General features: G+C 72.0%; 12 protein-coding genes. 5 read left to right on the top strand and 7 right to left on the bottom strand.

Annotated features, from left to right (window positions below; translation table 11 throughout):
• Nucleotide 1: 1 nt before the first annotated feature.
• From ABZ016_RS28885 to mtnA, 7 genes are all read right to left on the bottom strand, one after another.
• Nucleotides 2-748: a response regulator transcription factor gene (locus ABZ016_RS28885; protein WP_356919623.1), complete on the bottom strand. Its 747-nt coding sequence runs from the start codon at nucleotides 746-748 to the stop codon at nucleotides 2-4.
• Between the two features lie 205 nt (nucleotides 749-953).
• Complete coding sequence (raiA, locus tag ABZ016_RS28880) at nucleotides 954-1,655, bottom strand: ribosome-associated translation inhibitor RaiA (RefSeq protein WP_356919622.1); 702 nt, start codon at nucleotides 1,653-1,655, stop codon at nucleotides 954-956.
• Between the two features lie 312 nt (nucleotides 1,656-1,967).
• Nucleotides 1,968-2,855: a ComF family protein gene (locus ABZ016_RS28875; RefSeq protein WP_356919621.1), complete on the bottom strand. Its 888-nt coding sequence runs from the start codon at nucleotides 2,853-2,855 to the stop codon at nucleotides 1,968-1,970.
• Nucleotides 2,856-2,969: 114 nt separating this feature from the next.
• Nucleotides 2,970-4,796 carry an LpqB family beta-propeller domain-containing protein gene (locus tag ABZ016_RS28870; RefSeq protein ID WP_356919620.1) on the bottom strand — a complete coding sequence of 609 codons (1,827 nt, stop codon included), beginning with the start codon at nucleotides 4,794-4,796 and terminating at the stop codon, nucleotides 2,970-2,972.
• The gene (mtrB, locus tag ABZ016_RS28865; protein ID WP_356919619.1) at nucleotides 4,786-7,119 is read right to left on the bottom strand and encodes an MtrAB system histidine kinase MtrB; all 2,334 of its coding nucleotides are present in this window, start codon (nucleotides 7,117-7,119) and stop codon (nucleotides 4,786-4,788) included. The genes ABZ016_RS28870 and mtrB overlap by 11 nt, the downstream gene beginning before the upstream one ends.
• Nucleotide 7,120: 1 nt before the next feature.
• Entirely contained in the window at nucleotides 7,121-7,810 is a 690-nt protein-coding gene (mtrA, locus tag ABZ016_RS28860; protein ID WP_003990656.1) for a two-component system response regulator MtrA, read from the bottom strand.
• 200 nt (nucleotides 7,811-8,010) lie between these two features.
• A complete protein-coding gene (gene mtnA / locus ABZ016_RS28855; RefSeq protein WP_356919618.1) occupies nucleotides 8,011-9,159 on the bottom strand; it encodes an S-methyl-5-thioribose-1-phosphate isomerase in 1,149 nt (382 codons plus the stop codon).
• A 140-nt stretch (nucleotides 9,160-9,299) separates the two neighbouring features.
• Here mtnA and ABZ016_RS28850 point away from each other — a divergent pair, with 140 nt between their 5' ends.
• From ABZ016_RS28850 to ABZ016_RS28830, 5 genes are read left to right on the top strand one after another with little or no spacing between them, the layout of a single operon-like run.
• Nucleotides 9,300-10,634, top strand: a complete 1,335-nt coding sequence (locus ABZ016_RS28850; protein ID WP_356919617.1) for a glycerophosphoryl diester phosphodiesterase membrane domain-containing protein — start codon at nucleotides 9,300-9,302, stop codon at nucleotides 10,632-10,634.
• Nucleotides 10,635-10,671: 37 nt separating this feature from the next.
• The gene (locus ABZ016_RS28845; RefSeq protein ID WP_356919716.1) at nucleotides 10,672-11,415 is read left to right on the top strand and encodes a DUF4129 domain-containing protein; all 744 of its coding nucleotides are present in this window, start codon (nucleotides 10,672-10,674) and stop codon (nucleotides 11,413-11,415) included.
• Nucleotides 11,412-12,608 carry a DUF4350 domain-containing protein gene (locus tag ABZ016_RS28840; protein ID WP_356919616.1) on the top strand — a complete coding sequence of 399 codons (1,197 nt, stop codon included), beginning with the start codon at nucleotides 11,412-11,414 and terminating at the stop codon, nucleotides 12,606-12,608. The genes ABZ016_RS28845 and ABZ016_RS28840 overlap by 4 nt, the downstream gene beginning before the upstream one ends.
• A complete protein-coding gene (locus ABZ016_RS28835; protein ID WP_356919615.1) occupies nucleotides 12,608-13,597 on the top strand; it encodes a MoxR family ATPase in 990 nt (329 codons plus the stop codon). Before ABZ016_RS28840 ends, ABZ016_RS28835 begins: the two co-directional genes overlap by 1 nt.
• Nucleotides 13,597-14,907, top strand: coding sequence for a DUF58 domain-containing protein (locus ABZ016_RS28830; RefSeq protein WP_356919614.1), 1,311 nt, complete (start codon nucleotides 13,597-13,599; stop codon nucleotides 14,905-14,907). Before ABZ016_RS28835 ends, ABZ016_RS28830 begins: the two co-directional genes overlap by 1 nt.
• Nucleotides 14,908-15,058 lie beyond the last annotated feature (151 nt).

Raw genomic sequence — 15,058 nt, 5'->3', positions numbered from 1 at the left:
GTCAGCGGATCTCGAGGATCTTCTCCCGCATCGCGTACACCACCGCTTCCATCCTGGAGTGCAGCTGGAGCTTCTCCAGGATGTTGCGCACGTGGTTCTTCACGGTGTTCTCGGAGATGAACAACTCCTTGGCGATGTCACGGTTGTTCATGCCCGTCGCGACGAGTTTGAGGACTTCCAGTTCGCGGTCCGTGAGGCGCGGGGCGGGCACCAGCCGGCGCTCGTCCGTGCGCTGGATCATCGACTTGAACTCGGTGAGCAGCTTCGACGCCATGGACGGGCTGATCTGCGACTGCCCGTCGGCGACCGCGCGAATCGCGGTGGCCACCTCGTCCGTGGAGATCTCCTTGAGGAGATAGCCGGTCGCGCCCGCCTTGATCGCGTCGTAGAGGTCGGCTTCCTCGTCGCTGATCGTCAGCATGATGATCTTGGCGCTGGGGGCGACCTCCTTGATGGAGGTACAGGCCTCGATCCCGCCGCGCTTGGGCATCCGCACGTCCATCAGGACGATGTCGGGCAGCAGGTCGGCGGCCTTCTCGACGGCCTCGGCGCCGTCCCCGGCCTCGCCGACGACCTGGATGTCCTCCTCGGCGGCGAGCACGATCTCCAGACCACGGCGGAACAGGGCGTGGTCGTCCACGACAAGGACTCTGATCGGTTCCTTGCGTGGAGAGCCCGTGTCCGGGCCCATGCCGACGACGCCGTCGTCGGCATCCCCGTCACGCATCGGTCCGAAGCTGTCCGCCATCGTTCCTCCCCCTGAAGGCTGTGGCCTGTGGTCCTGAGCCATCGCCAACCCAGAGCAACGACCCACCGGTTGGGTCGTTGCCACCATGATTTCATGCCTGGACGGCGCCGGGGCGACAGAGCGGGGCGCGAAGTGGTCCCACGGGGGTGCCCCTGGGGGCGCACACGCGCTCCAGGGGCACCCTCTCCGCTGTCACCCGGCACAGTCAGCCGCCGAGCGCACCGCCCGCGTCCGGGGAGTGCGCCTGTGTGACCATCGTGTCCGTCCTGAGGTGAATCACGCCGTAGTCATAGGCGTGCCGTCGGTAGACGACACTCGGTTCCTTGGTCTCGGAGTCGACGAACAGGTAGAAGTCGTGCCCGACCAGCTCCATCTCGTAGAGAGCCTGGTCGAGGGTCATGGGTGCTGCGACGTGGGTCTTCTCGCGGACGACGATGGGGCCGTCACCCTGTACCTCCAGAGAGCCGATCTTCTTCGTGGGGACGGCTGCTTCGGGCTCCTCCTCCGGGGGAGCCGTCGCCAGGCCGTTCCCGTTGAGCGTCGCCACGCCCGGGACGTGGTCGGCGACCTCGGCGGCCGAGATCCGGCGCGAGCCACGGCGCGAGAACCGCTTGTCGTGTTGCCTGCGCAGCCGGGCTTCCAGCTTTTCCGCCGCCAGGTCGAGCGCCGCGTACGGATCGCTCGCCGCTGCCTCCGCCCGGATCACCGGACCGCGGGAGCGGAGCGTGATCTCCACTCGGTCACAGCGGTCGGCCTGTCGCGGGTTCGGCTCCTTGGACACCTCGACGTCGAGGCTGATCACCTTGCCATCGAGCTTCTGGATCTTCTCCAGCTTCAGCTTCTCGGCCACGTGCTTCCGGAACCGCTCGGGCACCTCGGTCTTGCGGCCCTTGACGACGATGTCCACGCAGAACTCCGTTCCCGGATCGCTCCGCTTCGCTGCGGAGCGTCTCCCTTTTTGCACCAGGTTCCGGTGAGTCCCGGAACCTCGGACTCGGTGACTTCCACCTCCTCCCCCATGGGCGGGATCTCCACTCCACCGTCGCGAGTGATGAAGAAAAACCCGCAGCACGGCATTCGGATTTGAGAGGCGTGGCCTGCGGCTTTCCCTCTCAACCGAACATATCTCGCCCGGACGGATGTCGTCACCCTCTACTGCGGCGTACCTCCGTTCAGGCGAATAAGCCCTCTCGTTACCTGCAACGACGCAAGATCTCGGTCAGTTCCGGTTTATTTCAAAAGAGTCCGGTGGTGCCGCGACCACGGCCGCACACACCACGTCCACGTCTTGGCCGGCGCCACCCGCGCCCGCCATTCCCGGCCGGCCGGGTCGCCGACCCGTCCTCTCTCGCGTCGGTCCGACGTTCTGTTCTTCTCTGCTTTCCCACGTCTCTCCCCCATACACGGCCCCAGTTCCCGCAGCGTTCGAAATCGGCCCCGTCGCCGCCCGCACGGCCCGCGCGGCCTCCGCCAGCGACGCCCCCGTGGTCATCACGTCATCGACGAGGACGACCGGCCCTTCGGAGAGGAGCCGGGCACCACCGGACGCCACCGCCAGCGCGCCCGCGAGATTGTCCAGCCGCTGCCGGGAGTTGAGTTCCGCCTGGTCGGCGACGGCCCGCCGCTGCCGCAGCACGCCGAGCACCCGGGCCGGAGTCCCGCTCCGCCGCAGCTCGCCCGCGGCCGCGAGCGCGATCCGCCGCGCGGGATCATGTCCCCGGGCCCGCACGGCCCGCCGCCCGGACGGCACGGGCACGAGCAGCACCGGACCCCAGCCACCACCTGCCCAGGCACCCTCGCCCCCGGTCCAGGCGCTCTGAAGCCCCGCCCGCACCGCTCCCGCCAGAGCCGCCCCGAGCGGACCGGCGAGCGCCAGAGCGCCCCGTTCCTTGTGGGCCAGCAGCGTCGCCCGCACCTCGTCCGCGTACCGAGCCGCCGCGTGCACCACGGGCAGCCCGGGCGGCTCCGGCAGCGGCCGCACCGGGCGCGCCGCGGCTCCGCTCAGCACCGCGCGGCACTTCGCGCAGAGCACCGCACGAGGCCGCCCGCAGCCCCCGCACTCCGTCGGCAGCACCAGGTCGGTGAGGTCCTGCCACCACCCCCGCATGGCCACCACTGTGCCAACACCGACCCCGCCCGGCCACCCCTGTGGACAACGGCCTGTGGACAACGGCCTGTGGACAACGGTCTGTGGACAACTCCGCCCCGGGGGCGTGACACCTCACCCGGGATAGATCGGCGCCGTCCCCTCCGTCACCTTCTGCCACTGCGCTCCCGACGGCAGCCGGACGATCCCGTCCACCGAATACGCCACGAGCGGCAGCTGGTCGTCCTCGGCGGCGGTGACGTCCTTCACGCCGGTCAGGGCCGCGGGCGCCGGCACGTCCGGCGTGGAGCCGTCGACCGAGACGTACCGCATCTGCTCCACGCCGCCGTGCTCGCGCCCGACGACCACGAGCCGGCTGTCCCCGGCCCACGACATGGCGGTGACCTCCTCCAACTCAGGTGTCGCGGAGCGCAGTTCCACCACCCTGACGGCCTGCTTGCCCGGCTTCCCCTCCCGCTCGATCAGCCCGATGAGCAGGGTCTTCTTGCCGCCCTTCTCCACGACGAGCGCGATCCGCACTCCGTCGGCGGCCACCCGCACAGCCTGGATCCGCCCGTCCAGGTGCGGTGTGCGCACCTCCAGCGGATCGCCCTTGCCGTCCTCGAACAGGAGCAGCCGGGGATGGTCCGGGTCACGGTCGGCGACCCACAGGCCGTCGTGCGCGTCCCAGCTGGGCGTCGTCAGCCGGTCCTGCTCGGTGCGGCCCTGGCTGCGCAGCACCGGCTCGCCCAGCGAACCGCCCGAGACCAGCGATCCCACGTACAGCGACTTGCCGTCGAGACCGACACCGGCCGCGGTGTGCTCGTCGCGCGACACCGCCACCGACCGCAGAGCCGTGTCGCCCTCACCGAGCGCCCCCGGCGCCTGGTCCGGCTCGGGGTCGCTGCTGCCCGCGGGGATCCGTACCAGCCGGTCCTTGGCGTCGACGAAGTACAGGTAGTCGGGGCGGCGCACCGAGCTGCGGAAGGCCGCGGCGTCGGCCGTCTCCTGTGTGAGCGAGCACAGCTCCGCCCCGTCGGCCCGCAGCTCGACCTCCTCCACCGCGGGGCTGAGGTTCTGCAGCGTGAAGAGCAACTGGGCCGCCATCTCCTCGCACCGGTTGGTGCCGATGCCCGCGGCCTTGTCGTTGAGCGGGACCGTCAGCTTGTTCCGGTCGTCGGGCGTGAGCACGCCGGCACCCTTCGCCAGCGCCGTACCGGTCGGGAAGCTCGACCTGACCACCGGCCCGAGCCACCGCGTCGGCCCGGTCAGCAGGGAGCGCACCGTCTGCGTCATGGGTTCCACCCGCCGGCGGACGTAGACGGGGTCGGCGACCGCGGTGGGCTGCGAGTCCCCGGCCTCCACCGTGTTCGAAGCGAAGTAGTACTTGTTGACGGACATGTAGTTGCGCTGGAAGTCCGACTCGCCCATGACGACGCCCTGCGGCAGCGCGTCGATCCGCCACTGCTCGGTCTTCTCGTCCTGCGTCAGGTGCACGGTCCTGCCGTACGCACCGGTCGCCGGCGCGTACGACTGCTGCGCATCGACGGTGGCCACCTTGGCGCCGGTCAGCCGGTACGTGATCTCGCCGGTGTCCTCCAGGCCGCCCGGGCCTTCGGCCTTGGCGCCCGGCCCGTCCGTCAGCACCGTCGTGGACACCTCCGGCCGCCAGGTCTTCGCCGCCTCGCCGGTCAGATACTGACGCGCCGTCTTGTAGTGCGGATCGTCGCTGGTGAGCGCCTCCAGGAAGCCCTGCACGATCTCCGACGGCGGCGCGTCCTCACCCGGCGGCACGGCGAACACCCGCACCTGGGTGTCCTGGCGCGGGGTGGACTCCACGCCCCGCAGATCCCCGCTGTCCGGCATCGAGGCACACCCCGCCAGCAGCAGGACGCCACCGGCGGCGTACACCATGACACGCGCGGGCATACGCCGGCCGCGCCCCTCGCGGTCAGCGCCCACGAGATGCCTCCCCTTGCCTGTCCGCGTCCCCCGGCTCGGTTTCCCGGCCCGAACCTGCGGCTCCGTCGTCCCTGTCCGCACCCCGCGGTCCGCCCACGCCCTGATCCGGCACGGATCCCGGGCCTCCTGTCTGACCGCCCACCGCACGGTTACCGGCGGAGCCCTCCTGACCGCCCACCGCACCGTTGCCCTCGACGCCCGACGGACCGCTCACCACACCGTTACCGGCCGAGCCTTCCGGACCACCGCCCGCACCGTCGCCGTCCGGGCCCGCCGCATCATCCGCACGCTCGTCGCGCGCCGACGGCTCCAGCGCCCCCGGTTCGTCCGCGCGTCGCGCACCCGTGCCCGAGGCGGGCCGGGGCACCACACGCGCGCCGTTGCCGGGCAGCGCCGTCGGATCGGCCGTGGGCGGCGCGGTGGCCGCCCGCGGGGGTATCGGGTCCCGGGCGGGCCCCGAGGGCACCGGCCCGCTCGCCGACTGCGCCGGCACGGTCGCCCGCTTCTCGCCGTCCCCGGCGCCGCACGGAAGACCGGCGTCGTCGAGCCCCCGGTTCCGCCGCGAGTCCTTGGGCTCCAGCGGTATCGGGGAGCCCCGCAGCGGCTCGTCCGCGGTCCTGGGCAGCGTCAGCCGGAACTGCGAACCACCGCCCGGCTCACCCCACGCCTGGAGCCAGCCGCCGTGCAGCCGCGCGTCCTCCAGGGCGATGGACAGCCCCAGGCCCGTGCCGCCCGTGGTACGGGCGCGTGCCGGGTCGGCCCGCCAGAAGCGGCTGAACACGCGGGTCGCCTCACCCGGCTTGAGCCCGACTCCGTAGTCCCGCACCGCGACGGCGACCGCACCACCGGCCGCGGCCAGCTTGACGACGACGTCCCTGCCATCACCGTGCTCGACGGCGTTGACGACGAGGTTGCGCAGCACACGCTCCACGCGCCGGGCGTCGGCCTCGGCGACGACGGGCTGCTGGTCGCCGAGGACCCGGATCCGCGTGCCCTTGCGCTCCGCGAGCGGCTCCGCCCCGCTGACCACACGCCACACGACCTCCCTGAGGTCTATCGGCTCCGCCTCCAGCGCTGCCGCACCCGCGTCGAACCGGCTGATCTCCAGCAGATCCGCGAGCAGCGACTCGAACCGGTCCAGCTGGTCGGTGAGCAGCTCCGCCGACCGCGCGGTCACCGGGTCGAAGTCCTCGCGCGCCTCGTGGATGACGTCCGCGGCCATCCGCACGGTCGTCAGCGGCGTACGCAGCTCGTGCGACACGTCCGACACGAACCGGCGCTGCATCCGCGACAGGTCCTCCAGCTGGCTGATCTTGAGCTGGAGGTTCTGGGCCATCTTGTTGAAGGCCTCGCCGAGCCGCGCGATGTCGTCCTCGCCGGTGACCTTCATACGTTCCTGCAGCCGCCCGGCGGACAGCCGCTCCGCGATCCCCGCCGCCATCCGCACCGGCGTCACGACCTGGCGCACCACGAGCCAGGCGATGGCCCCGAGCAGCACGACGACGAACAGCCCGGCCGTCGCGAGCGTCCCCTTGACCAGGCTCAGCGACTTCTCCTCCTGGGTCAGCGGGAAGAGGTAGTAGAGCTGGTACGGGTCCCCGTTCGGGTCGTTGACCTGCTTGCCGATGACCAGGCCCGGCTGGGAATCCTTGACGTCGTTGTTGTAGGTGATGCGCGTGTAGATCTGGGCGGCCGTCGTGCTGCTGCCGATCCGCTCGCGCAGCGCCACGGGCACGCTCGTGCTCCAGTCCACCTCGCCGGAGGCACGCTGCCCGCGGCCGCCGGGGCCGTCCGAGTCGGACGCCGGGAGCGTCACCACGTCGAAGGCGCCCTGGCCGCCACTGGACAGCGACGAGACAAGGTCGCTCATCCACTCGGTCACGTTCTGCGCGGGACGCCCGTCCGCCGTGGCGACGTCGTCACCGGTGCCGCTCGCCGCCTCGTCGGCCCGCTGTTTGGCCACCGCGAACCCGCCGGTGGCCTGACTCTGGGACGCCTTCACCTTGGCGTCCAGCAGCCCGTTGCGGACCTGCCCGATGACGACGAAGCCCAGCAGCAGGACCACGCCCAGCGACATCAGCAGGGTGGTGGCCACGACCTTGAGCTGGATGTTGCGCCGCCACAGCCGCATGACGGGCAGCAACGGCCGGCGCACCCACCGCATGAACAGCCGGATGACCGGGCTGCCCTGGACCCCGCCCTGGAGCAGCAGCCCGCTCTCCAGGAACCGTCCCCAGCGGGAGCCGGTCCTCCTCCGCCCGACAGGCCGCCCCGGGCGGGCCCCGGACCGGCCGGGCGCCGAAGCGGCACTGTCGCCGGACATCTCAGCTCGGCCCTGCCTTGTATCCGACGCCGCGGACGGTCACCACGATCTCCGGCTTCTCCGGGTCCTTCTCGACCTTGGAGCGCAGCCGCTGCACATGCACGTTGACCAGACGCGTGTCCGCCGCGTGCCGGTAGCCCCACACCTGCTCCAGCAGCACCTCGCGCGTGAACACCTGCCACGGCTTGCGCGCCAGCGCGACCAGCAGGTCGAACTCCAGCGGCGTCAGCGCGATCGACTGCCCGTCCCGCTTCACGGAGTGCCCCGCCACGTCGATGACCAGGTCACCGATGGCGAGCTGCTCCGGAGCGGGCTCCTCCGACCTCCGGAGCCTGGCCCGGATCCGGGCCACCAGTTCCTTCGGCTTGAACGGCTTCACGATGTAGTCGTCGGCACCCGACTCCAGGCCCACGACGACATCGACCGTGTCGCTCTTCGCCGTGAGCATCACGATCGGCACCCCGGACTCCGCCCTGATCAGACGGCACACCTCGATGCCGTCCCGGCCGGGCAGCATCAGGTCGAGCAGCACCAGATCGGGCTTGGACTCGCGGAAGGCGGCCAGCGCCTTGTCGCCGTCGGCCACGAAAGACGGCTCGAAACCCTCACCACGCAGCACAATGCCGAGCATCTCGGCCAGTGCGGTGTCGTCGTCGACGACAAGGACTCGTCCCTTCATAAACGACATCATCCCATTCTCATAACAGTGGCGAAGGCAGTGGTGAGGTAGGTCACCGCCAGTGACCATAGTCGCAGCAAGCGCGACTGTCTGCCCTCGTCCGCCCACTGTTGATCTCGAGACGCCGACTACGCGGGGCGCCGAAGCGCGGGGAGGGCGAAACCCTGCCGCTCCCCTCAGCGCTCCGGCAGCCCCACCGCTCAGCCCACAGCTCAGCCCGCCGCCACCCGGGGCGAACGGGCACACACCTCCGCGAGCGCCTCGGCCGTCACCGGAGAAACCACACCCTCCTCGGTCACGATCGCCGTCACCAGCTCCGGCGGGGTCACATCGAACGCCGGGTTGTACGCCTGGGTCCCCAGCGGCGCCACCGGAATCCCACCACCCGCTTCCGCCCCGGCCACCGGCACCTGCGGCGCCACCAGCTCGGTCACCTCGTGCCCCGCGCGCTGCTCGACCTCGATGGACGCCCCGTCCGGTGTGTCCAGATCCACCGTCGTCACCGGCGCCACCACGATGAACGGCACATGGTGATACCGCGCGAGCACCGCCAGCGGATAGCTTCCGACCTTGTTCGCCACCGAACCGTCCGCCGTGATGCGGTCCGCTCCGATCAGCACCGCGTCCACCTCACCGGCGGCGAACAGCGACCCGGCAGCGTTGTCCGTGAGGAGCGTGTAGGCCATCCCGCTGCGCGCCGCCTCGTACGCCGTCAGGCGCGCACCCTGCAGCAGCGGCCGCGTCTCGTCCACCCACAGACGCCGCAGCCTGCCCGCACGGTGCGCCGCGAGCGCCACCGCGAACGCCGTACCCTCCCCGCCCGACACCAGCGAACCGGTGTTGCAGTGGGTGAGCAGCCGATGCCCGCCCCCGGGCACCAGCTCCTCCAGCAGCGCCACCCCGTGCTCGGCCATCCGCGCACTGGCCTCGGCGTCCTCCCGATGCAGCTGCCGCGCCGCCGCCAGCGCCGCCGCGGCCGCCTGCCGGACGTCACCGTCCTCGGCGAGCGCGGCCTCGTGGGCCGCCTGCGCCCGGCGCACACCGACGGCCAGGTTCACCGCGGTCGGCCGGGCGCTCGCGAGTGCGGCCGCGGCCTCCTCCACGTCGAAGCCCCGCACGGCGGCGAGCGCGACGCCGTACGCCCCCGCGATACCGAGCAGGGGCGCCCCGCGCACGGCGAGCGAACGGATCGCCTCCACGAGCGCGGACGCGTCCGTACAGACCAGTTCGACCTCCTGGGCAGGCAGCCTCGTCTGGTCCAGCAGGACCAGAACCGGACCTTCCGGCGGCTCTTCCCAACGGATCACCGGGAGCCCCGTCGGCCGTTTGTCATCGCCGCTGTACGCGTACTGATCAGCCATACGGTCAGTCTGCCCCTTCTCGAGCGGACAATTGAAGGTACGCAGCCCATACCGCCGCCGGTCACTCGAAGACCACCCCATGGCACGATGGCTGCCAACCTGCCGCCGCGTCCGCGGACGGGCACCGTGAAGGAGCGACGATGAACGACACTCCGGGCTGGGCCTCGCCCGGATCCGCACCGTCCGACGGACAGAAGCCCGACGCGTCCGGCCCTGCCGAGTCCGCCGACCGCCCCGGCCCCGTACCATCCGCCGACCAGCCGAGCCGGCCGGGCGAGGCCCCACAGGGCGCCGGCCCGCAGTGGTCCAAGGAACAGCCGCCACCAGCCCAGTGGTCCGCCCCGAGCGCCCCGGCCGGTCCCGGCCAGGCGCCCCCGCCCCCGCCACCCGGCCCGGGCTGGGGCACCCAGCCCCCCGGGGGCCACGGCGGCTACGGCGGCCCCGGAGGCTACGGCGGCTGGGGCAACGGCTGGGGCGGCCCCCCGCCCGCAGCCAAACCCGGCGTGATCCCCCTCCGCCCGCTCGGCGTGGGCGAGATCCTCGACGGCGCCGTCTCCACCATGCGCACCTACTGGCGCACGGTCCTGGGCATCTCCCTGACCGTCGCAGTCCTCACCGAGGTCATCGTCGTGCTGTTCCAGGGCCTCGTCCTGGACGACACCAGCAACCAGGCGCTCAACGACCCCAACGCCGGCTTCGACGAGCTGAGCCGCGCCATGGGCGACGCCATGCTCAACTCCACCGTCGTCTTCGTCATCTCCCTGGTCGGCACGGTCATCGCGACCGCCCTGCTCACCACTGTCACCAGCCGCGCCGTACTCGGCAGGTCGGTGACGATCGGCGAGGCCTGGCGGGACGCCCGCCCTCAGGTCGTCAAACTGTTCGGCCTCATCTGCCTGCTGCTGCTCATCACCGCCGGCATCGTCACCGTGGGCACCCTGCCCGGCATCCTCCTCTCCCTCTCCGGGAGCACCGGCGCGGGCGTCGCCCTCACCGTGCTGGGCATCATCGGCGCCGGCATCGTCGCCCTCTGGCTGATGATCCGCTTCTCCCTGGCCTCGCCCGCCCTGATGCTGGAGAAGCAGGGCGTCAAGAAGGCCATGAGCCGCTCCGCGAAGCTCGTTCAGGGCACCTGGTGGCGGATCTTCGGCATCCAGCTGCTCGCCACGACCATCGCGAACGTCGTCGCCTCGATCATCGTCATCCCCTTCACCTTCCTCGCCGCGGCCCTCGGCGGCGACGGCATCACCGGCTGGCTCAACGGCGGCGCCAGCGTCGGCTGGACGTTCCTCGTCGTCAGCGGCATCGGCTCGGTGATCGGCTCCATGATCACGTTCCCGATCACGGCGGGCGTCACCGTGCTCCTCTACATCGACCAGCGCATCCGCCGCGAGGCCCTCGACCTCGAACTGGCCCGCGCCGCCGGTGTCCAGGGCCACGGCTCCACCGCCCCCGGCGCGACCCCGGGGAGCTGATGGGGTGAGCTGGGCGGGGGAACCTCTCACAACGGTGCTGCCACGCACCGCGATACGGACACTGCTGAGCTCCGGCGACACCACCGCACTGCCGTCGCTGTTGTCGGCAGGCTCCACAGACGAGCCACCGCTCACCACCCCGCGCGACCCAGCGCGCGAAGCGGCCCGGCGCGAACTGTCCAAGCGGATGTACCACGAGAACGACCCCAGCCTCTTCCAACGCGCCCTCGACGCCTTCTGGGACTGGCTGGGCAAGCTCCTCAACGCCGCCTCGACCGCGACGCCCGGCGGCACACTCGGTCTGGTCGTCATCATCCTGACCGTCGTCGCACTCGTGGCCGCACTGTGGTGGCGCCTCGGCACCCCGCGCCGCCAACCCACCTCGTCCGCCACCCTGTTCGACGACCGCCCCCGCAGCGCCGCCGACCACCGGTCCGCCGCCGAGGCACACGCCGCCCAGGGCCACTGGAACCAGGCCGTCCAGGAACGCATGCGGGCCCTCGTCCGCGCCCTCGAGGAACGCGCCCTCCTCGACGTCCGCCCCGGCCGCACCGCCGACGAGGCCGCCGCCGAAGCCGGCCGGGCCCTGCCCGCCCACACCGACCGACTGCGCGCCGCCGCCCGCGACTTCGACGACGTGACGTACGGCGGCCGCTCGGCGACCGAGCAGTCGTACCACCGCATCGCCGAACTCGACCGCGACCTGGAACGCACCAAACCCCAGCTCGCCACCAGCGCCCCCAGCACGGCCCCCCACACCCGCCAGGGAGCCGCCGAATGACCACCGAGGCCACCCACCCGTCCACCTCGGCCTCGCCCACCGCCCGCCACCTGTGGACCCGCACGCGCGGCATCGCACTCGCCCTCGTGGTACTCCTCGCCGGAGCCATCGCGATCGCCGTGATCCGCTCCGACGCCCGGCACGGCGAACTCGACCCGCGCTCCGCCGACCCCGGCGGCAGCCGCGCCGTCGCCGAACTCCTCGCCGACCGGGGCGTGGACACACGCGTGGTCACCACCCTGGACGAGGCGGCCACCGCGGCCGGCCCGGACACCACCCTCCTGGTCGCCGTCCCCGACCTGCTGACACGGGCTCAACAGTCTCGCCTGCACCACGCGTTCACCGACTCCGGCGCCCGTACCGTCCTGGTCGCCTCCGGCAGCGCCTCCGTGGAACGGCTCGCCCCCGGCGTCACCGCCGACCCCGCCACCAGCCTCGACTCGACGCTCTCCCCCGAATGCGACCTGCCCGCCGCCCGGCGCGCAGGCACCGCCGACACGGGCGGCGTCCGCTACACCACCACCCACCTCGACGCCGACGCCTGCTACCCCAGCGAGCGCCTGGCCACCCTGCTGCGCGTCCCGGACCCGACCGGGAACGGCGACACCGTCCTCCTCGGCGCACCCGACATCCTCCTCAACGACCGCCTCGACAAGCAGGGCAACGCCTCGCTCGCCCTCCAGCTCCTCGGCTCCCGCCCCCATCTGGTCTGGTACCTCCCCTCGCTCTCCGACACGTCGGCCACCGCACCCGACGACGAACGCAGCTTCTTCGACCTGCTCCCCTCGGGCTGGCTCTGGGGCACCCTGCAACTCTTCATCGCCGCAGCCCTGGCCGCCCTCTGGCGCGCACGCCGGCTCGGCCCCCTCGTGCCCGAAAAACTCCCCGTCGCGATCCGCGCCTCCGAAACCGCCGAAGGCCGCGCCCGCCTCTACCGCAAGGCTGACGCCCGCGACCGCGCGGCAAGCGCTCTTCGCTCCACCACCCGCACCCGCCTCGCCCCCCTCACAGGCGTCCCCGTCACCCAGGCGCACACGCCCGAGGCCCTGCTCCCCGCCCTGTCCGCCCACCTCCACGGCGACGGACAGGACCTGCACACCCTCCTCTTCGGACCACCGCCCAGCGACGACGCAGCACTCATCGCACTCGCCGACCGACTCGACGCCCTCGAAAGAGAGGTACGCCGTCCATGATGGACCCGACCACTGACAACGCCGGGCAGACCGGGGAACCGGGCACCGCCCGAGCCTCCCTGGAGGCCCTGCGCGCCGAGATCGCCAAGGCCGTGGTCGGCCAGGACCCCGCCGTCACCGGCCTCGTCGTCGCCCTGCTCTGCCGCGGCCACGTCCTCCTCGAAGGCGTCCCCGGCGTCGCCAAGACCCTCCTGGTCCGCGCCCTCGCCTCCGCCCTCGAACTCGACACCAAACGCGTCCAGTTCACCCCCGACCTGATGCCCAGCGACGTCACCGGCTCCCTGGTCTACGACACCCGGTCCGCCGAGTTCTCCTTCCAGCCCGGCCCGGTCTTCACCAACCTCCTCCTCGCCGACGAGATCAACCGCACGCCCCCCAAGACCCAGTCGTCCCTCCTGGAAGCCATGGAGGAACGCCAGGTCACCGTCGACGGCACCCCCCGCCCCCTCCCCGAGCCGTTCCTGGTGGCGGCCACGCAGAACCCGGTGGAGTACGAGGGCACGTACCCCCTCCCCGAAGCCCAGCTCGACCGCTTCCTCCTCAAACTCACGATCCCCCTCCCCTCGCGCCAGGACGAGATCGACGTCCTCACCCGCCACGCCGAGGGCTTCGACCCCCGCAACCTCCACGCCGCCGGCGTACGCCCCGTGGCGGGCCCGGCCGACCTGGAGGCCGCCCGCACCGCGGTCGCCGAGACAACCGTCTCCCCCGAGATCACCGCCTACGTAGTCGACATCTGCCGCGCCACCCGCGAGTCGCCGTCCCTCACCCTCGGCGTCTCCCCCCGAGGCGCCACGGCCCTCCTGGCCACCGCCCGCGCCTGGGCCTGGCTGACGGGCCGGGACTACGTCATCCCCGACGACGTGAAGGCACTCGCCCTGCCCACGCTCCGCCACCGCGTCCAGCTCCGCCCGGAGGCAGAAATGGACGGCGTGACCGCCGACTCCGTCATCAACGCGATCCTCGCCCACGTCCCCGTCCCCCGCTGATGGCACTCACCGGACGCGCCGCCCTCCTCGCGGCCCTGGGCTCCCTCCCCGTCGGCATCTGGGAGCCCAGCTGGACGGGCATCCTGGCGGTCAACGCCCCCTTGGCCGTGGCCTGCGCGTGCGACTTCGCGCTCGCCGCCCCCGTACGACGCCTGGGCCTGACCCGCTCCGGCGACACCTCCGTACGCCTGGGCGACACGGCGGACGTGACCCTCACGGTCACCAATCCGTCCCGCCGTCCCCTGCGCGCCCACCTCCGCGACGCCTGGCCCCCCAGCAGCTGGCTGCCCGGCACGGAGACGACAGCCTCCCGCCACCGCCTCACGGTCCCCGCGGGCGAACGCCGACGGCTGACGACCCGTCTACGCCCCACCCGCCGTGGCGACCGCCAGGCCGACCGGGTCACCATCCGCTCGTACGGCCCCCTCGGCCTCTTCTCCCGCCAGGGCACCCACAAAGCCCCCTGGACGGTACGCGTCCTGCCCCCGTTCACCAGCCGCAAGCACCTGCCCTCAAAACTGGCCCGCCTGCGCGAACTGGACGGCCGCACCAGCGTGCTCACCCGCGGCGAGGGCACCGAATTCGACAGCCTGCGCGAGTACGTCCCCGGCGACGACACCCGCTCGATCGACTGGCGCGCCACAGCCCGCCAGTCCGCTGTCGCCGTACGCACCTGGCGCCCTGAACGCGACCGCCACATCCTCCTGGTCCTCGACACCGGCCGCACCTCGGCAGGCCGCGTGGGCGACGCACCCCGCCTCGACGCCTCGATGGACGCGGCCCTGCTCCTCGCGGCCCTCGCCTCCCGCGCCGGCGACCGCGTGGACCTCCTCGCCTACGACCGCAAGACCCGCGCCCTCGTCCAGGGCCGCACCGCGGGTGACCTGCTCGCGTCCCTGGTCAACGCGATGGCCACGCTGGAGCCCGAGCTCGTCGAGACGGACGCCCGAGGCCTCACGGCCACTGCGCTGCGCACCTCTGCCCGCCGCTCCCTGATCGTCCTGCTCAGCACGCTGGACGCCGCCCCGATCGAAGAGGGCCTGCTCCCGGTCCTCTCCCAGCTCACCCAGCGCCACACGGTCCTGCTGGCATCGGTGGCCGACCCGCACATCACGGAAATGGCCACGGCACGCGGAGACGTCGACGCCGTCTACGAGGCAGCCGCGGCCGCCCAGGCCCAGTCCGAACGCCATCGCACGGCAGAACAACTCCGCCGTCACGGCGTCACGGTCGTGGACGCCACCCCCGACGACCTGGCGCCGGCACTGGCGGACGCGTACTTGGCATTGAAGGCGGCGGGACGTCTCTGACGAAAAGGGATCCCCCGAAAGGGGACCCAGAAACGCAGAAAACCCCCGCACCGAATGGTGCGGGGGTTTTCCCAATAATTGTTCGGCGGCGTCCTACTCTCCCACAGGGTCCCCCCTGCAGTACCATCGGCGCTGTAAGGCTTAGCTTCCG

This window comes from Streptomyces sp. NPDC006372 (genome assembly GCF_040612515.1).
GTDB lineage: Bacteria > Actinomycetota > Actinomycetes > Streptomycetales > Streptomycetaceae > Streptomyces.
The sequence above is the reverse complement of the archived record's forward strand: the minus strand, read 5'-3'. Positions and strand labels throughout refer to the sequence as shown.